This is a genomic window from Mycobacterium sp. B14F4, from assembly GCF_039871645.1.
Lineage (GTDB): Bacteria > Actinomycetota > Actinomycetes > Mycobacteriales > Mycobacteriaceae > Mycobacterium.
Window position 1 is genome coordinate 691,764 of record NZ_JBDPMF010000001.1, and the last position, 20,497, is coordinate 712,260.

Annotated in this window: 22 protein-coding genes and 1 pseudogene; 13 read left to right on the top strand and 10 right to left on the bottom strand. The window is 69.7% G+C overall.

Annotated elements, in window-relative coordinates:
- The first annotated feature begins 12 nt into the window (after positions 1-12).
- Positions 13-1,131, top strand: a complete 1,119-nt coding sequence (locus ABGB19_RS03415; RefSeq protein WP_347683979.1) for a glycosyltransferase family A protein — start codon at positions 13-15, stop codon at positions 1,129-1,131.
- The gene (gene crtI / locus ABGB19_RS03420; protein ID WP_347683981.1) at positions 1,128-2,672 is read left to right on the top strand and encodes a phytoene desaturase family protein; all 1,545 of its coding nucleotides are present in this window, start codon (positions 1,128-1,130) and stop codon (positions 2,670-2,672) included. The genes ABGB19_RS03415 and crtI overlap by 4 nt, the downstream gene beginning before the upstream one ends.
- On the opposite strand, the gene ABGB19_RS03425 is transcribed toward crtI, so the two are convergent.
- A complete protein-coding gene (locus ABGB19_RS03425) occupies positions 2,581-3,258 on the bottom strand; it encodes a CDP-alcohol phosphatidyltransferase family protein (protein WP_347683983.1) in 678 nt (225 codons plus the stop codon). The genes crtI and ABGB19_RS03425 overlap by 92 nt on opposite strands.
- A 30-nt stretch (positions 3,259-3,288) precedes the next feature.
- Here ABGB19_RS03425 and ABGB19_RS03430 point away from each other — a divergent pair, with 30 nt between their 5' ends.
- The gene (locus tag ABGB19_RS03430) at positions 3,289-4,098 is read left to right on the top strand and encodes a YhjD/YihY/BrkB family envelope integrity protein (protein ID WP_347683985.1); all 810 of its coding nucleotides are present in this window, start codon (positions 3,289-3,291) and stop codon (positions 4,096-4,098) included.
- On the opposite strand, the gene ABGB19_RS03435 is transcribed toward ABGB19_RS03430, so the two are convergent.
- Positions 4,095-5,222 carry a glycerate kinase gene (locus ABGB19_RS03435; protein WP_347683987.1) on the bottom strand — a complete coding sequence of 376 codons (1,128 nt, stop codon included), beginning with the start codon at positions 5,220-5,222 and terminating at the stop codon, positions 4,095-4,097. The two genes, ABGB19_RS03430 and ABGB19_RS03435, sit on opposite strands and share 4 nt — an antisense overlap.
- A gap of 20 nt (positions 5,223-5,242) precedes the next feature.
- Entirely contained in the window at positions 5,243-5,677 is a 435-nt protein-coding gene (locus tag ABGB19_RS03440; RefSeq protein WP_347683989.1) for a MarR family transcriptional regulator, read from the bottom strand.
- A 36-nt stretch (positions 5,678-5,713) separates the two neighbouring features.
- On the opposite strand from ABGB19_RS03440, the gene ABGB19_RS03445 reads away from it, so the two are divergent.
- From ABGB19_RS03445 to rlmN, 5 genes are all read left to right on the top strand, one after another.
- Positions 5,714-6,391 carry a class I SAM-dependent methyltransferase gene (locus ABGB19_RS03445; RefSeq protein ID WP_347683991.1) on the top strand — a complete coding sequence of 226 codons (678 nt, stop codon included), beginning with the start codon at positions 5,714-5,716 and terminating at the stop codon, positions 6,389-6,391.
- Between the two features lie 87 nt (positions 6,392-6,478).
- Positions 6,479-7,237: a UMP kinase gene (gene pyrH, locus ABGB19_RS03450; RefSeq protein WP_347683994.1), complete on the top strand. Its 759-nt coding sequence runs from the start codon at positions 6,479-6,481 to the stop codon at positions 7,235-7,237.
- Between the two features lie 72 nt (positions 7,238-7,309).
- Complete coding sequence (gene frr, locus ABGB19_RS03455) at positions 7,310-7,867, top strand: ribosome recycling factor (RefSeq protein ID WP_347683996.1); 558 nt, start codon at positions 7,310-7,312, stop codon at positions 7,865-7,867.
- Positions 7,867-8,745 carry a phosphatidate cytidylyltransferase gene (locus ABGB19_RS03460; protein ID WP_347683998.1) on the top strand — a complete coding sequence of 293 codons (879 nt, stop codon included), beginning with the start codon at positions 7,867-7,869 and terminating at the stop codon, positions 8,743-8,745. Before frr ends, ABGB19_RS03460 begins: the two co-directional genes overlap by 1 nt.
- Positions 8,746-8,771: 26 nt before the next feature.
- Entirely contained in the window at positions 8,772-9,905 is a 1,134-nt protein-coding gene (rlmN, locus tag ABGB19_RS03465) for a 23S rRNA (adenine(2503)-C(2))-methyltransferase RlmN (protein WP_347684000.1), read from the top strand.
- A 10-nt stretch (positions 9,906-9,915) separates the two neighbouring features.
- Here rlmN and ABGB19_RS03470 read toward each other — a convergent pair whose 3' ends face one another.
- Genes ABGB19_RS03470 through ABGB19_RS03485 form a run of 4 tightly spaced genes read right to left on the bottom strand, consistent with a single transcriptional unit; the run spans position 9,916 to position 13,566 of the window.
- The gene (locus ABGB19_RS03470; protein WP_347684002.1) at positions 9,916-10,344 is read right to left on the bottom strand and encodes a nuclear transport factor 2 family protein; all 429 of its coding nucleotides are present in this window, start codon (positions 10,342-10,344) and stop codon (positions 9,916-9,918) included.
- Positions 10,341-11,837, bottom strand: coding sequence for an aldehyde dehydrogenase family protein (locus tag ABGB19_RS03475; RefSeq protein WP_347684004.1), 1,497 nt, complete (start codon positions 11,835-11,837; stop codon positions 10,341-10,343). The genes ABGB19_RS03470 and ABGB19_RS03475 overlap by 4 nt, the downstream gene beginning before the upstream one ends.
- 32 nt (positions 11,838-11,869) lie before the next feature.
- Positions 11,870-12,415, bottom strand: coding sequence for a TetR/AcrR family transcriptional regulator (locus ABGB19_RS03480; protein WP_347684006.1), 546 nt, complete (start codon positions 12,413-12,415; stop codon positions 11,870-11,872).
- Between the two features lie 47 nt (positions 12,416-12,462).
- Positions 12,463-13,566, bottom strand: coding sequence for a phosphotransferase (locus ABGB19_RS03485; RefSeq protein WP_347684008.1), 1,104 nt, complete (start codon positions 13,564-13,566; stop codon positions 12,463-12,465).
- 44 nt (positions 13,567-13,610) lie between these two features.
- On the opposite strand from ABGB19_RS03485, the pseudogene ABGB19_RS03490 reads away from it, so the two are divergent.
- A pseudogene (locus ABGB19_RS03490) lies at positions 13,611-14,775 on the top strand (CoA transferase).
- On the opposite strand, the gene ABGB19_RS03495 reads toward ABGB19_RS03490, so the two are convergent.
- The gene (locus tag ABGB19_RS03495) at positions 14,756-15,292 is read right to left on the bottom strand and encodes a helix-turn-helix domain-containing protein (protein ID WP_347684010.1); all 537 of its coding nucleotides are present in this window, start codon (positions 15,290-15,292) and stop codon (positions 14,756-14,758) included. The pseudogene ABGB19_RS03490 and the gene ABGB19_RS03495 overlap by 20 nt on opposite strands.
- A gap of 38 nt (positions 15,293-15,330) precedes the next feature.
- Here ABGB19_RS03495 and ABGB19_RS03500 point away from each other — a divergent pair, with 38 nt between their 5' ends.
- The gene (locus tag ABGB19_RS03500) at positions 15,331-16,572 is read left to right on the top strand and encodes a cytochrome P450 (protein ID WP_347684025.1); all 1,242 of its coding nucleotides are present in this window, start codon (positions 15,331-15,333) and stop codon (positions 16,570-16,572) included.
- Positions 16,573-16,581: 9 nt separating this feature from the next.
- Positions 16,582-16,773 carry a ferredoxin gene (locus ABGB19_RS03505; protein ID WP_347684027.1) on the top strand — a complete coding sequence of 64 codons (192 nt, stop codon included), beginning with the start codon at positions 16,582-16,584 and terminating at the stop codon, positions 16,771-16,773.
- Positions 16,774-16,851: 78 nt separating this feature from the next.
- On the opposite strand, the gene ABGB19_RS03510 is transcribed toward ABGB19_RS03505, so the two are convergent.
- Complete coding sequence (locus ABGB19_RS03510) at positions 16,852-17,667, bottom strand: thioesterase family protein (protein ID WP_347684029.1); 816 nt, start codon at positions 17,665-17,667, stop codon at positions 16,852-16,854.
- Complete coding sequence (locus ABGB19_RS03515; RefSeq protein WP_347684031.1) at positions 17,664-18,485, bottom strand: SMP-30/gluconolactonase/LRE family protein; 822 nt, start codon at positions 18,483-18,485, stop codon at positions 17,664-17,666. Before ABGB19_RS03515 ends, ABGB19_RS03510 begins: the two co-directional genes overlap by 4 nt.
- Positions 18,486-18,572: 87 nt before the next feature.
- On the opposite strand from ABGB19_RS03515, the gene ABGB19_RS03520 reads away from it, so the two are divergent.
- Together ABGB19_RS03520 and ABGB19_RS03525 are read left to right on the top strand one after the other, a co-directional pair.
- Complete coding sequence (locus ABGB19_RS03520; RefSeq protein ID WP_347684702.1) at positions 18,573-19,277, top strand: NIPSNAP family protein; 705 nt, start codon at positions 18,573-18,575, stop codon at positions 19,275-19,277.
- Positions 19,274-20,497 carry a cytochrome P450 gene (locus ABGB19_RS03525; RefSeq protein ID WP_347684033.1) on the top strand — a complete coding sequence of 408 codons (1,224 nt, stop codon included), beginning with the start codon at positions 19,274-19,276 and terminating at the stop codon, positions 20,495-20,497. Before ABGB19_RS03520 ends, ABGB19_RS03525 begins: the two co-directional genes overlap by 4 nt.

The window sequence follows — 20,497 nt, forward strand, 5'->3', positions numbered from 1 at the left end:
AGAGTCTCCAAGGTGCCCGATGCGCGTTTCGCAAAAACTCTACGCGCGCTTGTCGTCACAGGTTCGTCACTGGCGTGCGTCGGCACCGCGCACCAACTCGTCAATCAGCGGCTGCTGCGCCGCCCGCCCGAGGAGCCGCCGCCGGTACGCGAGGCGGTGTCGATTCTGGTCCCCGCCCGTGACGAGGCGCACCGTATTGCGCCGACCATCCGTTCCCTGCTCGGCCAACAGGGCCTTCTCGACGCCGAGATCCTGGTGCTCGATGACCGCTCGACCGACGGTACGGCCGACGTCGCGCGCCGCACGGCGGGAGCCGATCCGCGCGTGAAGGTGCTCACCGGCGTCCCGCCGCCGCCGGGTTTCCTGGGCAAGCCCCATGCCTGCGGTCAACTGGCCGCCGCTGCGCGCGGGGAGATTCTCGTGTTCGTCGACGCCGACGTGGTCCTGCAGCCGCACGCCGTCGCCGCCGCGGCTGCGGTGCTGCGCGGCCCACGGCCGCTGGACCTGGTGTCGCCGTGGCCCCGTCAGGTCGCGACCGGGCTGTCCGGCCGACTGGTCCAGCCGCTGCTGGCGTGGTCGTGGCTGACCACGCTGCCGGTGCCGGTGGCCGAGCGGTCGAGGCGTCCGTCCATGGCGGTGGCCAACGGCCAGTTCCTGGTGGTCGAGGCCGAGGCGCTGGCCCGCGCAGGCGGGTGGCAGTCGGTGGCAGGGGCGGTGCTCGACGACATCGGCCTGGCCCGGGCGGTCCGCGCGACGGGCGGTCGGACCGGCATCGCCGACGGCTCCGGGCTGGCGACCTGCCGGATGTACAGCAGCGGGCGCGAGCTGCGCGACGGCTACCGCAAGTCGCTGTGGGCGGCGTTCGGGTCACCGGCCGGTGCGCTGGCGGTCGCGACGGCGCTGACCGTCGTCTACGTGCTGCCCGCGGCGGCCGCGGTGACCGGATCACGGGCGGGCGCGCTGGGCTACACCGCCGCAGTCGTCGGCCGCGCCTCGGCGAGCCGGTGGGGCGGCACTCGGCTCGACGCGGTGGCCCACCCGTTGTCGGTGCTGGCGCTGCTGACGCTGCTGGCGTCGTCGTGGGCGGGCCGGGTGCGAGGCTCGCTGCAATGGAAGGGCCGTCCGGTATGAGCCGAACCGTCGTGATCGGGGCGGGACTGGGTGGACTCGCTGCCGCGGCCCGCCTGGCCGCCGCCGGCCATCGCGTCACCGTGTTCGAGAGCGCCGCCACCGTCGGCGGAAAGCTCGGAGTGGTCGAGCGCGACGGGTTCGCCTTCGACACGGGTCCCTCGCTGCTGACCATGCCCGCCGTGCTCGCGCAGTTGTTCGCCGACACCGGCGGTCCGGCCGATCTGCCCGTGACGCCCGTCGACCCCGCCTGCGCGTACGTCTTCGGTGACGGCACCGAGTTGTCGCTGCCGCACGACGCCGCGGGGGTCCCGGCGGCCCTCGACGACGCGCTCGGATCCGGCGCCGGTGAGTCGTGGCGGCGGCTGCACGCCCGGTCGCGTCGGCTGTGGGAACTCGTCGGCGAACCCGTGCTGCGCCGGCCGGTCGCGCTGGCCGCCCTGATCCGGATGAGCGCGCGGCCGGCCGACCTGCGGGCGGTCGCGCCGTGGCGCACCATCGACGGACTGGGCCGCGCGATGCTGCCCGATCCGCGGCTGCGGACCTGGCTCAACCGGTATGCCACCTACTCCGGCTCCGACCCGCGCCGCACCCCGGCGGTTTTGTCGGTGACCTCGTTCGTCGAGCAGGAGTTCGGGGCGTGGTACGTGCCGGGCGGGCTGCGGCGGATCGTCGACGCCGTGGCGGCGCGCTGCGTCGACCTCGGCGTGCAGATCCGCACCGGCGCGCCGGTCGAGTCGGTGCTGGTCGCCGGCGGGCGTGTCACGGGTGTGCGGGTCGGCGGGCGTGAGGTGGCCGCCGATGCGGTGGTGAGCGACCTTGACGCCGCGGTCCTCTACGAGAAGCTGCTGCCGTCCGGGGCCACCGGGGCGATGCGCCGGCGCCTGCGCAACCGCCCGCCGTCGATGGCCGGCTTCGTCATCCTGCTCGGCCTGTCCGGGCGCGGCCGCGGCGCCGCGCACCGGGTGTATTTTCCCCGCGACTACGACGCCGAGTTCGACGCGATCTTCGGCCGCTCACCGCGACCTGTCGACGACCCCACGATTTACGTTCACGCTCCGGATGATCCGGCGCTGCGCCCCGATGACGACTCCGAGGGCTGGTTCGTCCTCGTCAACGCCCCGGCCCACGATCCCGGGCGCGGCGTCGACTGGGACGCCCCCGGGCTGCGCGAGCGCTACACCGGCCACGTGCTCGACGTGCTGGCCGGCCGTGGCGCCGACGTCCGTGACCGGATCCGCTTCGCGGAGACGATCACACCCGCCGACCTGCAACGCCGAACCGGGGCGCCGGGCGGCGCGATCTACGGGACGGCCTCGCACGGTCCGCGGGCCGCGCTGCGCCGGCCCGCCAATCGCAGCCCGGTGGCCGGGCTCTATCTGGTGGGTGGATCGGCACATCCCGGGGGCGGCATCCCGCTGGTGCTGATGTCGGCCGAGATCGTCGCCGGCCTCATGGGGCCGGCGGGAAACGGGGCGGTATCGAGCGCCGCACCCCGGCCAGCAACTGGACCATCCCGACGACACCGACGGCCGTCCACGTGATCGCGAACGTCGTGCCCCAGCCCCACCCGAGCGACGGCAGCCCCGCCGGGAAGACCGCGGCGCCGGCCGCCGCCATCGCGACGACGATAAGCCGCGTCGGCCGCTCGGCGACGGTCACCGTGCCCACCCCCGGCATGCCGGCGGCCTGGGCCCGCGACCGGAGGTACTCGTGCAGCAGAACCAGCACCACGGCGGCGGCCACCCAGCCCGGCGCGGCCCCCAGCGCCAGCAGGACGGCGCCGAGCAGGAGGTCGCCGAGGCGGTCGGCCCCCGCGTCCACGACCGCGCCGAGCGGACGGGCCCGTCCGGTCCGCAGCGCGACCGCACCGTCCAGACCGTCCAGGACGCCTGCGGCGACGATCAGTGGCACCGCCAGCGCCGGCCAGCCAGGTCCGGCGACGGCGGCCCACGCCCCGAGAAGCGCCACGACTCCGGCCGCCGACAGCAGGTCGGGCGGGATCCGCAGGACGGGACCCGAGGCCAGCGCCCGCACCATCCGAAGCCATCCGCGCACCACCGGCGACGGCCGGATCCCGTCGTGCAGCGACGACCAGCCGTCGTCGTCGGCGTCGCGGTTCGCGGTCACGGTGCCAGCCTGCCAGTTCGGGGTGCCGCGATGAGCCGGGTGCGTCGACTGCTGGCGGAAGTCCGCAAGACGGTCCCCGGTAGCGACATCTCGCTGTGGGCGGCCGGGGCGACCTTCTTCGGCGTGATCGGCATCGCGCCGCTGGCGTTGGTGTCGCTGTGGGCGGTCGCGGGTCTGGTCGGCCATGACGCCGCGACGTCGGCGATGGACACGGCCATCGGCGGACTGCCCGACGGGCACGGAACCCCCGCGGCGCTGCGCACCCTGACCTCGGTGGCCCTGTCGATGTCCTGGCTGCAGGCCCTCGTCGTGCTGTTCCCCGCCAGCCTCTACGGAGAAGGCCTGCGCCGGGCCTTCGTCCAGATGACCGCGGCGCCGGACACTCTCACCGGCTGGCGCGGTCGGGCCGGTCTGCTCGGCGTAGCGGCCGTCGCGCCGTTCCTGGTGCTCGCGGTGCTCGCGGCGGCGCCCTACGTCGCCCCGCTCTACGACGCCGGCGGCTGGTCGCTGGTGTGGGGGATCGTCGTGGCGTTCCACATCGTGTGGCTGACCGTGTCGACCGCGCTGCTCGGCGTGTTCGGGCTGATCGGGCCCGGCCGGCTGGGCTGGCGGCCGCTGCTACTCGGCGCGTTCGGCACCGGCGCCATCCTGGCCGGATTCCTGCAGGGATTCATCCTGTTCCTGGCGATCCCGATCGAGTGGTCGGCGCCGTTCGGTGGTCTGCCGATCGTCGGCGCGGTCTCGGCGTTGGCGCTGTGGCTCTACCTGCTGCACATCCTGGTGCTGTTCGGATTTCGCGTCACCGTGGCGCTCGACGCGGTGATCCGCCCCTCGGGCTAGCGGATCAGCTCGCGGCAGACCTCGGCGGTCGCCTTGGTCAGCGATGCCGCTCCCTCGCGCAGCGCCTCTTCGAGCGGTGTGCCCTCGGCGGTGATGGCCACGAGCCGCTCCACGCCGTGATCGAGCAGCACCGAGGCGTCGGGACCGACCCGGCCGGCGAAGATGACCACGCGGGCGCCGGCCCGGACGGCCAGCTGCGCGACGCCGAACGGCGTCTTGCCCATGACGGTCTGCGCGTCGACACTGCCCTCGCCGGTGAACACCCAGTCGGCGCCCCGTAACGCCCGCTCGAGCTCCACCGTCTCGGCGATCTCGTCGACTCCGGGTCTGCTCACCGCACCGAGGAATTCGGCGAGCGCGAACCCGGTACCGCCCGCCGCCCCGGCGCCCGGCCTCTGCGGGTGGGCATCGCCGAGGGTGGCCGCGGTCACGGTGGCGAACCGGGACAGTGCCGACTCCAGTAGCTGTACGTCGGCCGGGCTGGCGCCCTTCTGCGGCCCGAACACCGCGCTGGCCCCGGTGGGCCCGAGCAGCGGGGCGGTGACGTCGGAGGCTACGCCGACCCGGACGTCGCGCAGCCGGGCGTCCAGCCCCGACAGGTCGATGCGGTCCAGCCGCTGCAACGCCGCACCGCCTGGCTCGAGCGCGTTGCCGTTGCCGTCGAGGAAGGCCGCGCCGAGCGCGGTGAGCATGCCGGTGCCGCCGTCGTTGGTGGCCGACCCGCCCAGCCCGACGAGTAACTCCTCGGCACCGCGGTCCAACGCCGCCCGGATCAGCTGACCAACCCCGAACGTGCTGGCGCGCAACACGTCTCGCTCGTCGGGTGCGATCCGCTCGAGGCCGGCGGCGGCGGCCATCTCGATGACCGCGAGCTGCCGCAGCGGCACGTAGCCGTACCGGGCCAGGATCGGACGTCCGATCGCATCGGTGACCTCGGCGTCGATTCGTTGCCCATGCAGCGCGTCGACGACCGCGTCGACGGTGCCCTCGCCGCCGTCGGCCATCGGCACGCCGACGCACTGAGCGTCCGGCAGCACGGACAGCACACCGGCGCGCATGGCCGCCACCGCTTCCGAGGCGGTCATCGACTCCTTGAACGAGTCCGGTGCCAGTACGACCTTCATCGGCACAAGTCTCGCAGAGTTCAGTCCGAACCGAGCGCCGCGAGGATGCGCTTGAACTCGCGTCGCTGCTGCTCGGTCAGGTTCGTCATCAGCTTGCGCTCGGCCGCGCGCACCCCGGAGTCGGTGCGAGCCAGCAACTCCCGGCCCTCGCCGGTGAGTTGCGCCGGCAATGAGCGGCCCGAGGCCACGGTGGCGGGTCGCGTGACGAGACCGCGCTCCTCCAGTCCGCGCAACACCATGTTCATCGCCTGCGGGGAGACGCTGAAGTCGCGTGCCAGCTCGGCATTCGACCGCCCCGGGTACTGGGACAGGATCCGCATGCACAGGTACTGCGGGAAGGCCACCTCCAACGGGTCGAGCACCGTCGCGGTGACCTCGGCGCGCAGCGCGTTGGCCACTCGGGACAGCAGGAAACCCAGCGGCTGATCCTCGGGTGGCCCGTCCATATCAAGCATATTGACATATATCAACCCGGTTGATAAACACGAGGCATGACTCAGCCGATGGACGAGATGTTCGAAAGTGCCTACAAGGGCGAGGCGCCGGAGATGGCCGGCGCGAAGCCGCCGTGGAGCATCGGCGAACCGCAGCCCGAACTCGCCGCGCTCATCGAGCAGGGCAGGTTCCACGGCGACGTGCTCGACGCGGGATGCGGTGAGGCGGCCATCAGCCTGCACCTGGCCGAGCGCGGCTTCACCACGGTCGGCCTCGATCAGTCCGCCACCGCAATCGAACTGGCGCGCGAGGAGGCTGCCAAGCGGGGGCTGACCAACGCCAGCTTCGAGGTCGCCGACATCAGTTCCTTCACCGGCTACGACGGGCGGTTCGGCACGATCGTCGACAGCACGCTGTTTCATTCGATGCCGGTCGAACTGCGGGAGGGCTACCAGCGGTCGATCGTGCGGGCGGCAGCGCCGGGCGCGTCCTACTTCGTGCTGGTGTTCGACAGGGCGGGCATGCCCGAGAGCCCGGCCCACCCGGTCACCGAGGACGAACTGCGCGAGGTGGTGTCGAAGTACTGGACGATCGACGAGATCCGACCGGCGCGCATCCACGCCGTCTTCCCGCCGAACTTCGACGAGTACTTCCCGGTGACCGGTGTGCGCGACGAGCCGGGCGGCCGCAAGTCCGTGCCCGCCTGGCTGCTGAGCGCGCATCTGCCGGGCTGAGGAGGCGACACGCCGACCCCGCAACCGTGAGGCCGCCGCCATGAGGCAGGATTAGGAGAATCTGAGCGGAGACCCCGAAGGAGTGGGATGGCGGACCCAACCAGTCCCAACGGTGCCGACGCTTCCTCCACCTCGATCCGGCCGATGTACAGCCGGGTGCTGCTCAAGCTCGGCGGCGAGATGTTCGGCGGCGGGGAAGTGGGTCTCGACCCCGACGTCGTGCACCAGGTGGCGCGCCAGATCGCCGAGGTGGTCCGCAGCGGCGTGCAGGTGGCCGTCGTCATCGGCGGCGGCAACTTCTTCCGCGGTGCGCAACTGCAGCAGCGCGGCATGCAGCGCACCCGCAGCGACTACATGGGCATGCTCGGCACCGTGATGAACAGCCTTGCGCTGCAGGATTTCCTGGAGCGCGAGGGCATCGCCACCCGCGTGCAGACCGCGATCACAATGGGCCAGGTCGCCGAGCCCTACATCCCGCTGCGCGCCGTGCGGCACCTCGAGAAGGGCCGGGTGGTGATCTTCGGCGCGGGCATGGGACTGCCCTACTTCTCCACCGACACCACCGCCGCGCAGCGCGCACTGGAGATCGGGGCCGAGGTCGTGCTGATGGCCAAGGCGGTCGACGGGGTCTTCACCGCCGATCCGCGCGAGCACCCCGACGCCGAACTGCTCACCGCGGTCAGCCACCGCGAGGTCATCGACCGCGGCCTGAAGGTCGCCGATGCCACCGCGTTCAGCCTGTGTATGGACAACGGCATGCCGATCCTGGTGTTCAACCTGCTCACCGACGGCAATATCGCGCGCGCGGTGGCGGGTGAGAAGATCGGAACACTGGTCACCACCTGACGGTCGGCCTTCCACGCGAGAAGCGGGTCAGGGTTCGCGCCCACGCGAGGAGCAGAGGATAGGAGAAGCACCGTGATCGAGGAAACCCTCTTCGACGCCGAGGAGAAGATGGAGAAGGCGGTAGCGGTGGCGCGTGACGATCTCGCCTCCATCCGTACCGGTCGCGCCAATCCCGGCATGTTCGCACGGGTCAGCGTCGACTATTACGGCGCAACGACGCCGATCACCCAGTTGTCGAGCATCAACGTGCCCGAGGCCCGGCTTGTGGTGATCAAGCCCTACGAGGCCAATCAGCTGCGCAACATCGAGGACGCGATCCGCCACTCCGATCTCGGCGTGAACCCCACCAACGACGGCAACGTCATCCGCGTCGCGATCCCGCAGCTCACCGAGGAGCGCCGCCGCGACCTGGTCAAGCAGGCCAAGGCCAAGGGCGAGGACGCGCGGGTGTCGGTGCGCAACATCCGTCGCAAGGCCATGGAGGAACTGCACCGCATCAAGAAGGACGGCGAGGCGGGCGAGGACGAGGTGGGCCGCGCGGAGAAGGACCTCGACAAGGTGACCCACACCTACACCGCGCAGATCGACGAGTTGGTCAAGCACAAAGAGGGCGAGCTGCTGGAGGTCTAGTGGCCGATCAGCACCTGAGTCCCGTGACAGATACGCCGGTCGACGAACCGCCCAAGAAGAAGTCGCGGGCGGGCCGAGACCTGCCCGCCGCCATCGGAGTGGGCGTGCTGCTCGGCGGGATGGCCATCGGCACGCTGCTGTTCGCGCCGATCGGCTGGTTGCCGGTGCTGGCCGTGTTCATCCCGATCGCCACGCACGAGGTGATCCGCCGGCTCGGGGAGGCCGGATACGCCCTGCCTGCCGTCCCGCTCTTGGTCGGTGGTCAGGCGATGATCTGGCTGACGTGGCCGTACGGCACCGCGGGACTGCTGGGCGCGTACGGCGGCACGATCGTGACCTGCATGGTCTGGCGCCTCGTCGGCAATGGACTGCGCCAGCAGCCCGTCAACTACCTGCGCGACATCTCCGCGGCGGTCCTGCTGGCGACGTGGGTGCCGCTGTTCGCCGGCTTCAGCGCGCTGCTGATCTTCCAGGAGCACGGCGGTGGCCGGGTGTTCACGGTGATCGCCACGGTGGTATTCGCCGACATCGGCGGCTACGTCGCAGGGGTGCTGTTCGGCAAGCACCTGATGGCGCCGGCGATCAGCCCGAAGAAGTCGTGGGAGGGCCTGGGCGGCTCACTGGTGTTCGGCATGACCGCCGCGGTGCTGTCGGTGACGTTCCTGCTGGACAAGCCCGCGTGGGTGGGGGTGCCGCTGGGGCTGATGCTGGTGATCACCGGGGTGCTCGGCGATCTGGTCGAGTCGCAGGTCAAGCGCGATCTCGGCATCAAGGACATGGGCACGCTGCTACCCGGTCACGGCGGCATCATGGACCGCATCGACGCCATGCTGCCGTCGGCGGTGGCCGGCTGGATCGTGCTCACCCTGCTGGCGTAGCCGCGACCGGCATACTGGGAGGGCCTATGGCTGAATCCCCCGCGGCCCTGCCGCTCGTTTTCGACGCACCGCGACGCGCCATGCCGCCGCGGCATCTCGCCGACCTCGACGAGGCCGGCCGCGCGGCCGCCGTCGCCGACCTGGGGCTGCCGGCGTTCCGGGCCAAGCAGCTGGCCAACCAGTACTACGGGCGACTGATCGCCGATCCGCACCAGATGACCGACCTGCCCGCGACGGTGCGCGATCAGGTCGGGCAGGCGCTGTTCCCGAAATTGCTCGACGCGGTGCAGGAGATCGAGTGTGACGCCGGCGAAACGCGCAAGGTGCTGTGGCGCGCAGGCGACGGCACGACGTTCGAGTCGGTGCTGATGCGCTACCCGCAGCGCAACACGGTGTGTATCTCGTCGCAGGCGGGTTGCGGCATGGCATGCCCGTTCTGCGCGACGGGGCAGGGCGGTCTCAAGCGCAACCTGTCGACGGCGGAGATCCTCGAGCAGGTCCGCGCGGCGGCGGTCGAGTTGCGCGACCGCGACCACGACGCCATCACACCGGTTGCGCGCGGTGGCCGGCTGTCCAACATCGTGTTCATGGGGATGGGGGAGCCGCTGGCCAACTACAACCGCGTGCTGGCAGCGGTGCGGCGCATCACCGCGCCGCCGCCGCACGGGTTCGGCATCTCCGCGCGTTCGGTGACGGTGTCGACGGTCGGGTTGGCGCCGGCGATCCGCAAGCTCGCCGACGAACGGCTGGGCGTCACGCTCGCCCTGTCGCTGCACGCGCCCGACGACGAACTGCGCGACACGCTGGTTCCGGTCAACAACCGGTGGAAGGTCGCCGAGGCGTTGGACGCGGCGCGGTACTACGCCGACGCCACCGGGCGGCGGGTGTCGATCGAGTATGCGCTCATCCGCGACGTCAACGACCAGCCCTGGCGTGCCGACCTTCTCGGTAAGCGCTTGCACGGTGCGCTGGGACCGCTGGTGCACGTCAACCTGATCCCGCTGAACCCGACCCCGGGCAGCGAATGGGACGCCAGTCCCAAGTCCGCCGAGCGGGAGTTCGTCAGGCGGGTCCGTGCGCGCGGCGTCTCGTGCACCGTGCGCGACACCCGTGGCCGCGAAATCGCCGCCGCGTGTGGGCAGTTGGCCGCCCAGGCCTGACGTACCCTCGCTACTGCAGCCCGTCCGGGCGGTTGACGAACCACAGGTTCTCCTCGCGCAGATGCCGGCTGCGCCACCCGCGAGGCGTCCGCACCAGATCGTGGAAGTAGTACCCGCCGCAGGAACTCTGCTCGGCCATGTCCGGCAGCTGCATCGGGTTGTAGAACATCGCACGCACCCGCGCGGTGTCGCCGTCGACATCAGCCTCGATGTTGGTGATGTAGTGCATGCTCCACGGAATCGCGGTGAACGCCTTGCCGAACAGATCGGCGATCTCGTCGCGCGATCCCGGCGGAATTCCGGCCGACGAGTAGTCGATGACCGCGTCGTCGGTGAACACCGAACGGTAGAGGTCCCAGTCCTTGGTGTCGACGGCGCGCGCGTAGCGGTACAGCAGGCGCGCGATATCGGCTTCGTCGCTCGCTCCGGCCTGATTCACGGCGCCGCCGTGTCCGGCATGCCGATGGTCTTGGCGTCGAGATACTCCTTGTAACCCTCGTCGCCGTTGCGGTAGCCCAGGCCGCTCTGCTTGGTCCCGCCGAACGGGCTGTTGATGCCGAAGTGGCTCTTGCCGTTGATCGTGACGTTGCCCGTACGCATCCGGCAGGCGACCTCGAACGCACGGTTGATGTCGCCACTGCTCACCTCGCCGGACAGGCCGTAGATGGTGTTGTTGGCGATCGCGATGGCTTCGTCGTCGGTGCCGAACGGGGTGACGGTCAGCACGGGACCGAAGATCTCCTCTTGTGCCACTTGAGAATTCGGGTCGACGTCGGCCAGCAGCGTCGGCTGGGTGTAGTAGCCGACGGGGAGGTTCTCCGGGATGCCGCCGCCGGTGACCAGTCGGGCCCCGGACTCGACACCGCTGCGGATCAGGCCCAGCACCTTCTGGCGTTGGGTCTCGCTGATCTGCGGGCCCTGCATGTTGCCCGGCGTCCACGGGTCGCCGATCGGGAAGTTCTCCATCATGTTCTTGAGGATCTCGATGCCCTCGTCGTACCGACTGCGCGGCAACAGGATCCGGCTCGGCAGGATGCAGCTCTGGCCCGACATCACGCACGCCATCATCGCCGCCATCGACAGCGCGGAGTTGAAGTCGGCATCGTCGAGCACGATGTGCGCCGACTTGCCGCCGAGCTCCAGCAGCGTCTTCTTCACCGTCGGCGCACCCGCGGCCAGGATCGCTCGCCCCGTCGCCGTCGATCCGGTGAACGTGATCATGTCCACGTTCGGGTCGGCGCTGAGCGCGGCACCGACCTCGTTGGCATTGGACACCACGACGTTGAACACGCCGGCGGGAATGTCGGTCTCCTCGGCGACGATCCGCCCGTACTCGGTGCCCGACCACGGCGTGAGCTGGGCTGGCTTCAGCACGACCGTGTTGCCGGCCATCAGCGCGGGCACCGTCTCGGCGACGTTGAGGTAGAACGGCACGTTCCACGGGGTGATCGCCCCGACGACGCCGACGGGTTCGTAGTGGATCTTGCGCCGGGCCGGGCCCAGCGGTGTCTCGTGCACGCCGTTGTCGACGAGGTAGTCGAAGGCCTTGCCGTGCTCGGCCCAGTGCTTCACCTCCTCGATCGGGCTCTCGATCTGGCTGCCCGTCACCGAGACCGGGCAGCCCACCTCGGTGATGAGGATGCGGCGCAGCCGCTCCTTGTTGCGTTCGAACGCGTCGTGCAGCTGAGTCAGGCAGTGGTAGCGGAAGTCGAGATCACGCGACCAGTCGGTCTCGTCGAACGCCCGCCGGGCCGCGCCGACCGCGCGGGCCATGTCCTCGACCGTCCCGTCGGTGGCCCGGCCCGCCACCTGCTCACTCGCCGGATGGATGACGTCGAACGTCGCGCCGCTGGTCGTGCCCTGCAGCTCTCCGTCGATCAGCATCCGCTCGTCACCGGCGAGCACGCCGGTCTCTGTCTGCACTTGCGTCATACCGACAAGCTTTACAAATTATCGGCGTAGTGTCAGGCGTTCGGCTTGATCCCGGTGGCGTGACGGAGTTGGGCCAGGAATTGGTCGTCGTCGTCGCTGCGGACGATGTAGTGCGAGACGGCGACGCGAATTGCGGTGGCGGCCTTGACCGCTCCGTTCGAACCCGTCAAGAGCTTCTCCAGGCGGGCCCGCATGACCGGGATGATCTTCGCCAGCTGCGCGATGACGACCTCGGGTTCGATGTCGACAAGCCGCACACCCGAGTAGGAGTGCTGGTAGTCGACGATGAACCGCAGTGCGGCGTCGAGCTTCTCCGTGCCGCGCAAGCCGGCGGTCGCTTTGCTGATGCCGTTGTCGAACTGGTCGCGCTCGTAGACGCCGAACGCCGTGAGCAGTTCGGCCTTGTCGGCGAACCACCGGTAGAGGGTCGGCCGGGACACGCCGGCCTGTAGCGCGACTTCGGACAGGCTGAGCTTGGTCTGCCCGCTGCGGCCGAGTACTTCCGCGGTCGCGACGAGGATCCGGCGGCGGGTCGAGGTGTCCTCGCCTCCGGACGGGTCGCGCAGCGGTTCGTTCACGGTGTCAGGCTTTCACGGTCGGAGTTCAGATGATGGTAGATCCATGATCACAGCGACGTTCTGAGGGCGGCGACGGTGTCGAGGTCCTCGAGCGCCGCGACGCCGCGCCGCAGCCCCTCCAGCGCGATGCCCTCGTCCTGCATGCCGCCAATCCCCGCGGTGATCAGCGCCGCGACGTAGCCGTACAGCGCACCTTGCCGGAACCGGCGCCACAATTCGTCGCGGTCCAACTCCGGACCGCCCGAGGCCGCCAGCGCCTGCCGGTAGACGTCGAGCAACTCGCGTTGGTGGGCCTGGCGATCCTCGGTGGTCATGCTGGTGACCAGGGTGTAGGCCAGTTCGCGGTTCGGGTGTCCGCGTCGCACTGCCTGCCAGTCCAGCAGCCCGGCCGCGCCGTTGCGGAAGTAGACGTTGCCCGGGTGCGCGTCGCCGTGCATGACTGTGTGCGGCGGTTCGTCGATGAGCCGCGCGACCGCGCGGTAGTTGTCGTCGATGAATCGGCCTGCGCCGACAGCGATATCGGTGCGCTGGGCGATGCGCCGCGCCGACGCCCTCAGCAGTGGTCCCGTCAGCAGGGAAGCGGTGTCGCCCGAGGCGGTGTACAGCCACGTCGGCACCCGTCCCCAGAAGGTCGCGTGCAGCCGGGCCAGGAGTTCGACGATCGCCGCGGCACGGTCGGCGCTGATCGGGTGAAGGGTGTCGGGGAACTCGCATTCGTCGGCGGGCAGGTCCTCCAGCACGAGCACATAGCGGCCCGTCATCGAGTCGAAGAGGGACCCGTGACACGTCGGCACCCCGGTCAGTTGCGGCGACAGCTCGCGGTAGAAGCGGGTCTCGGTCGCGGCCAGCCGGCCCATCTCACCCATCAGGCGAGTGGCGAGGGTCTCGGCGGCCATCTTGACGAACACGGTTGCCGGAACGTCCTCACCGCGCAAGGCGAGTCGCGCGCGCGACGAGGTGCCTGCGTCACCGCCGAGGACCGACGTCGAGGTGATCCGACGACCCATGATGCGCGAGAGGGTTTCGGCGTCGAGGTCGGACACCGTCCGCGGAGATGATCGGACGCGGCCGATGAGGGCGTCGGTGGCGATACGTTGTACCCCGCGGCCCAGATGTGCCGCCAGGCCGACGACCGGTGGAGCGTGAGTCACCTGGTCAGTTTACAAATATGCGCTGGAATGTAAAGAAGGTGTCGATGGCGGGACCGTTGGAGGGCGTGCGGGTCGTCGAACTCGGCGTGTGGGTGGCCGGGCCCGCGGCGGGCGGGATTCTCGCGGACTGGGGCGCCGATGTCGTCAAGGTCGAGCCGCCGACCGGCGATCCGGCGCGGATGTTCGGCAAGATGCTCGGTGTCGAGGGCGAACTGAGCCCACCGTTCGAGATGGACAACCGCGGCAAGCGCAGCATCGTGCTCGACGTGACGACCGCCCAGGGGCGCGCCACGGTGCTCGAATTGCTCGACGGCGCAGACGTTTTCCTCACCAATGTCCGACCGGCCGCGCTCAGGCGCATGGGGCTGGACTTCGCGGCGGTGGCCGCGGGCAATCCGCGTCTGGTGTACGGGTTGATCACCGGATACGGCGAGAGCGGGCCCGACGCCGACCGCGCCGCCTACGACGTCGCCGCGTTCTGGTCACGGGCGGGCCTGGCGCACCTGCTGACGCGTCCCGGGGACACGCCGCCCTTCCAGCGCGGCGGGATGGGCGACCACACGGCGGGCATGACGCTGGCGGCGGCGGTGTGCGCGGCGTTGGTCGCACGGACGCGCACCGGCGAAGGTCAGATGGTCAGCACGTCGCTGTACCGCCAGGGCGCCTATACGGTGAGCTTCGACCTGAACACCTTTCTGCTGTCCGGGAATTCCATTTCGATCGGTCAACGGGAGTCGATGGGCAACCCGTGCATGAACAACTACGCCGCCGGCGACGGGCGCCGGTTCTGGATCGTCGGCCTGGAGGCGGGTCGGCACTGGCCGCCGCTGTGTCGCGCCGTCGGGCGGCCCGACTGGTTGACCGACCCGCGTTTCGACACCCCACTTGCGCGGGCGCGCAACGCGGTCGAGCTCATCGCCGAGCTGGACGAGATCTTCGCGACCAGGACCCTCGACGAATGGGCCGAGGCCTTCGCCGCCGAGCCGGACTTCTTCTGGTCGCCCATCAACACCATCGAGGACGTGGTGGCCGACGAGCAGTTCCATGCCGCCGGCGGCGTGGTCTACGTTCCCGATGGTGACGGAGGTGCGCCGATGGTGGCCTCGCCCGCGGACTTTCACGGCACGCCGTGGGAGCCGCGGTCGGTCGCACCGCGTCTCAGAGCACACCGAGGAGATCCTGGCCGGACTCAAGGCGCGAAATGCTTGACCCGCGCGGCGTGGCGCAGCTGGGCGAGGAAGTTGTCGTCGTCGTCGCTGCGCACCAGGTAGTGCGACACCGCGACGCGCACGGCGGTGGCCACCGCGAGCGCGGGATCGTTTCCCGTCGCCAGCTTTTCGAGCCGTTGGCGCATGAGCGGTATCACGCGTGAGAGCCGGCGGATGACCTGCTCGGGTTCGATGTCGATCATCCGCAGCCCGGGATAGGACTGCTGGTACTCGACGATCACCCGCAGCGCTGCGTCGAGTCGCTCGCAGGCCGGCAGATCGGCGGTGGCGGCCGTCACGGCACGCTCGTAGTACTGGCGCTCCCAGACCACATAGGCGTCGAGGAGTTCGCGTTTGGAGGCGAACCACCGATACAGCGTGGGCCGCGAGACACCGGCTTGGGACGCCACTTCCGACAGGCTGAGCTTCGTCATACCGTGCCGGCCGAGCACTTCCGCGGTCGCGGCGAGAATGCGCTCGCGCGTCGATTGGTCTGCGTCGGCCGCCTGCATTGTCATAGCTTTACAAATTTTCCCGCGAGTGTCACGCTGATTCTGTGACATCTGCTCGTGAGTTCAGCCCGATCGACATCACATCGGAGCGATTCTGGAGCCAGCCGTTCGCGCAGCGCGACGAGACTTTCGCGCGACTACGGGAGGGCGACGGGTTGACGTGGCACCGACCGTTCCCGTCGATGTTCCCCATGGAGGAGGCCGGGTTCTGGGCCCTGACGCGCCGCCCCGACATCGCCTACGTCAGCCAGCACCCCGAGTCGTTCACGTCCGCTCAGGGTGTCGCGCTGACCCCGATGCCCGCGGAGATTCAGCGGTTCGCGTCGTTCTTCCTGAGCATGGATCCGCCGCAGCACACCGTCTACCGGCGGCTGATCAGCTCAGCGTTCACACCGCGCAACGTGCGGCTGATCGAGGAGCAGATCCACAAGAACGCGGTCACGATCGTCGAGAACCTGGTCGGCGCTGGGGAAGTCGAGTTCGTGTCGGCGTGCTCGGCGCGACTGCCCATGTTGACGATCATGGACATGCTCGGCGTGCCGAGCGCCGACCAGCCGGCGGTCGCGTACGCCGCGGAGAAGCTGTTCGGCATGAGCGACGAGGAGTACGCCACACCCGAGGAGCGTGCGGACGATCCGGTGGCCCAGATCGCGTTGCTGTCCAACACGGGCGTGGAACTCGCCAAGTTCCGGCGCAACCACCCGGGTGACGACCTGATGACCAGCATGGTCAACGCCGAGGTCGACGGGCACCGGTTGACCGACGAGGAGATCGGCGCGTTCCTGATCCTGCTCGCCTCGGCGGGCAACGACACCACCAAGCAGGCGACCACGCACGCGATGATGGCGCTCGTCGAGCACCCCGCCCAGCGGGACTGGCTGATGGACGACTTCGACGGCCGGATCGGACTCGCGATCGAGGAGTTCGTCCGGTGGTCGTCACCGGTGCTGCAGTTCGCCCGCTTCGCGACCGAGGACACCGAGATCAACGGTCAGCCGGTCGCGGCGGGCGACAAGGTCGGACTCTTCTACTGCTCGGCGAACCGCGACGAGAGCGTGTTCGACGAGCCCGGCGTGTTCGATCTGCAGCGCTCGCCCAACCCGCACCTCGGGTTCGGTGGCGGCGGGCCACACTTCTGTCTGGGCAGCCAGCTGGCCAAGGCCGAGCTCCGAAACGTGTTCCGCGAGTTGCTGACCCGACTGACCAGCATCGAGTTCGGCGAGCCCGACCTGCTGTACAGCAATTTCGTACACGGCGTGAAGCGGCTGCCCGCCGTCGTTCGATAGGGAGAACCGATGAGGGTTGAAGTCGATCTCGACAAGTGCACCGGGCACGGTATCTGCGAGTCGATCGCCGAGGACGTCTTCGAGGTGACCGACGACGGCATCGTGGCGATCCACGACAGCGAGCGCCCGGAATCCGACCGCGAGCGCATGCGGCAAGCCGTCACGCAGTGTCCCGCCGCGGCCTTGAGGCTGGTGGACTAGATCGTGCACTTCGCGAGATCAACACCAGGGTCGTGAAGCGGGGCGGATTCACGACCCTGGTGTTGATCTCGCGAACCATCAGCGGCTGGGCATCGGGCGCACGAGCACCGACTGCTGGATCGCGCCCACGGCGCCGGTCTGGTCGAACAGTGTGCCCAGCGTCGTGCCGATACCGTCGGGGCCGTAACTGGTCTCCGCGCGGATACCGATCCACTCGCCTTCGGGGACCCGGTGCACGTGCACCACGAGGTCGGTGTTCATGAAGGTCCACTTGCGGATGTCGAGCTTGGTGCCGATGCCGTTGGCGTCGTCGGCGACCGCGAAGAGCCGCTCCAGCGGTGTCATCGACTCGCCGCTGACCAGATCGACCTCGGGCCTGATCCAGGACTCGCCGGGGCCCGCGCTCATCGGCGTGGTCAGCCACCGCCAGTCCAGGCTGTGCACGTAGTTGCGGTCCCAGTCCTTCTTCATGTCGCGGCTTTTCGCCTCGGCGAGCGGACGCAGGGGAGACGCGGGCGCGTGCACCACCTCCCGGGTGTCGAGGGTCGCCAGCCGCCATCCGCCGGCCTTCGCGACGGGCCGGGGCTCGCCGGACGGTCCCTGTGCCAGCAGCTCTGCGCTGACCAACTCGATCTGCTTGCCGGAGCGCTCGATTCGCGACCGCACCCACAGCTCGCCCTCGGCGGGCACAGCACCGAGCAGGTCGACGAGTACCCGGCTCAGCCGCGTGTCGTCGCGCGCCTCACAGCGTTCGAGCGCCCGCACCAGCAGGGCGGACACCGGTGCCCCGTGCTGGATCGCCGCCGACCAGGTGCTGCGCACCAGGTCGGTGGCGCGGAACTTCTCGCCGCGCGAGTCGGCGGCGTCGACGAGTTCGTAGTAGGAGTCGCTCATGGCAGGCCCGCTCCACCGATGTCGACCGTCGTCGCGTCGACCCGCGACAGTTTGGTGCCGATCAGTCGCTGCGGATATGCGTCGGTGGTGGTCACCAGGAACAACGTGCGCCGCTCCGGTCCGCCGAGCGCGCACGCGATGGCCGTCCGCTCGCCGACGCCGATGCGGTCGGTGACGGTGCCCCCCTCGGTGATGCGCTCGAACTGACGGGCCAGCGTCATCGCCGCCCACACCCCGCCGTCGGCGTCCAGGCAGATGCCGTCCGGTGGGCCGTCGAGCCCGTCCGCGAACACCCGGCGCCCGGTCAGGGACGCGTCGGCGGCGATGGTGTACGCGGTCAACCGGCGGCCGATCGACTCCGCGACGATCAGCGTCGTGCGGTCCGGCGTGATCGCCATGCCGTTCGGGAAGTCGAGATCGTCGGCGACGACGGTGACCGACCCGTCGGTGTCGACCCGCACGACGACACCGCCCTCGCGGGCCTGCGATCCGACGTAGGCGCGGCCGCGGTCGTCGACGACCATGTCGCCGAGCGCGGCCGGCGCCACATCGGTCAAGTCGGCGAGCACCGTCACGGATTCACCGTCGTAGCAGAGTATTTGGCGCTTCTCGGTGGACGAGATCAGCAGCGAGCCGTCGGGGCGGAAGCCCAGCCCCGACGGTGCGTGACCGGTCAGCGGCAGCGTCGTCATGTCGCCGTGGAGGTTGACGGTGTGCACGGCCTCGCCGAGCATGTCGGAGAACCACAGCAGGCCTTCGAACCACCGCGGGCCCTCGCCGAAGCAGAAACCGTCCGCCAGAGGCGTCAGGGTCTTCATACGGCCGCTTCCGGCCCTCTGCAACCTTTACAAAACACGCGATAAGTGTCACGCTCGCAGGGTGTCACTGTCAACCGGGTCCAGGCGATGAAGAAGTTCTACGGCCATACGCTGCTGTATCTGCACGAGACGATCGATCTGGGCTCCGGCCGCGCCGACCGCTTCTGCGAGGTGTTCGGCGACGTCTACCACCCGCTGATGACCGAGCTGGGCGCGCGGCTGTTCGCGCTGTGGGAGACCGCCCCGTACAACGGACACTGGCCTCAGGTCACGGTCATCTGGGAGATCGACACGTTCGCCGACTACGCGCGGATCGGCAAGGCGCAGGCCCGTGGCGGCTCCCACGAGGCGGCTGCCGCGAGATGGTCGGACCTCCTCGCCGAACTCGGGGCCAGGGGTGAGGGCCGCATCATGTACGCGGGCAAGTTCAACAGGACCCTTGCGCAGTTGCAGGACGAGAACTTCGGTGCCGGTCTGGTGATCCAGGAGATCATGCAGACCAAACCCGGTCGCCAGGACGACTACATCCGCGAGCTCGAGCGCCTCTACGTCCCGTGGTCGGAGCGCACCGGGAAGCGTTGGCTCGGTTCGTTCATCACCACGTTCCGGTTCAACGAGGTGATCCACTACTGGGCGCTGGACGGCGACTGGGACTGCTTTGCCAACCACTACCCGTCGTGGAAGGACAGCCCGCCCGCCGAGATAGTCACCTGGATGAGCGTCGCGCCCGCGCTGCGTGACGGCTGGGAGGATTCGATCCTGCAGGCGCTACCCCCGTCGCCGCTGAAATGAACAGCGCAGTGCTGCAAGACTTCTCCTACGATCCGTTCGACCCGGCGGTGATGGCCGATCCGCTGCCGTACTACCGGACGCTGCGCGACCACCATCCGGTGTACTACGTCGAGAAGTGGGACACCTACGCGCTGTCGCGCTTCGAGGACATCTGGCGGGTGCTGGAGGTCAACGACGGCACGTTCGTCGCGTCGGAGGGAACGCTGCCCGCCGCGACGGTGCTGGGCAACCGCAACGACGGGCCGGTGCCGGATCCGCCGCTGCACCCGATGCCGTTCCACGCCAACTTCGACGCCCCGGTCTACGACACCGTGCGCCGCTGCACTTCGGGTCCGTTCCGGCCGAGGTCGGTCACCGGACTGGCCGAGCGCATCAGGACGCTGGCCAACGAGCGCCTCGACGCCCTGCTGCCGCGCGGCGCCTTCGACCTGACCCAGGACTACGGCGGGATCGTCGCCGCCTCGGTCGTCTGCGAATTGCTGGGTTTGCCGGTTGATCTGGCGCCCGAGGTGCTGGCGACGGTCAACGCCGGAAGCCTCGCGCAGCCCGGCAGCGGCGTGGAGGTCGCCAACGCGCGACCGGGTTACCTGGAGTACCTCATCCCACTCGTGCAGCGTGGCCGCACAGAACCGGGCGGCAATCCGATCGTGGACAACCTGATCGACTACCGCCTGCCCGACGGATCGGGGTTCAACGACGTCGAGGCCGCGACCCAGTTGCTCGGCATCTTCATCGGCGGCACGGAGACCGTACCGAAGATCGTCGCGCACGGGCTGTGGGAACTCGGCCTGCGACCGGACCAAATGGTCGCCGTCGCAACCGACCTGGACGCCAATGTGCCCGTCGCCCGCGAGGAGATGATCCGCTTCTGCGCCCCGGCACAGTGGTTCGCCCGCACCGTGCGTCGGCCGTTCACGCTGCACGACACCACATTCCGGCCGGGGCAACGGCTGATCACGCTGCTGGCGTCGGCCGCCCGTGACGAGCGCGAGTATGCCGATCCAGACGAGTTCCTCTGGAACCGGCCCATCGAGCGGTTACTGGCCTTCGGCAGGGGCCAGCACTTCTGCCTCGGCGTGCACCTGGCGCGACTCGAAATCACCATCATGGTGACCGAGTGGCTGAAGCGGGTCAGCGACTGGCGCATCGACCGCAGCACCGCGTTCCGCCCACCGTCGAGCTTCCAGTGGGGTTTCAGCAGCCTCCCGGTGGAGGTGTGA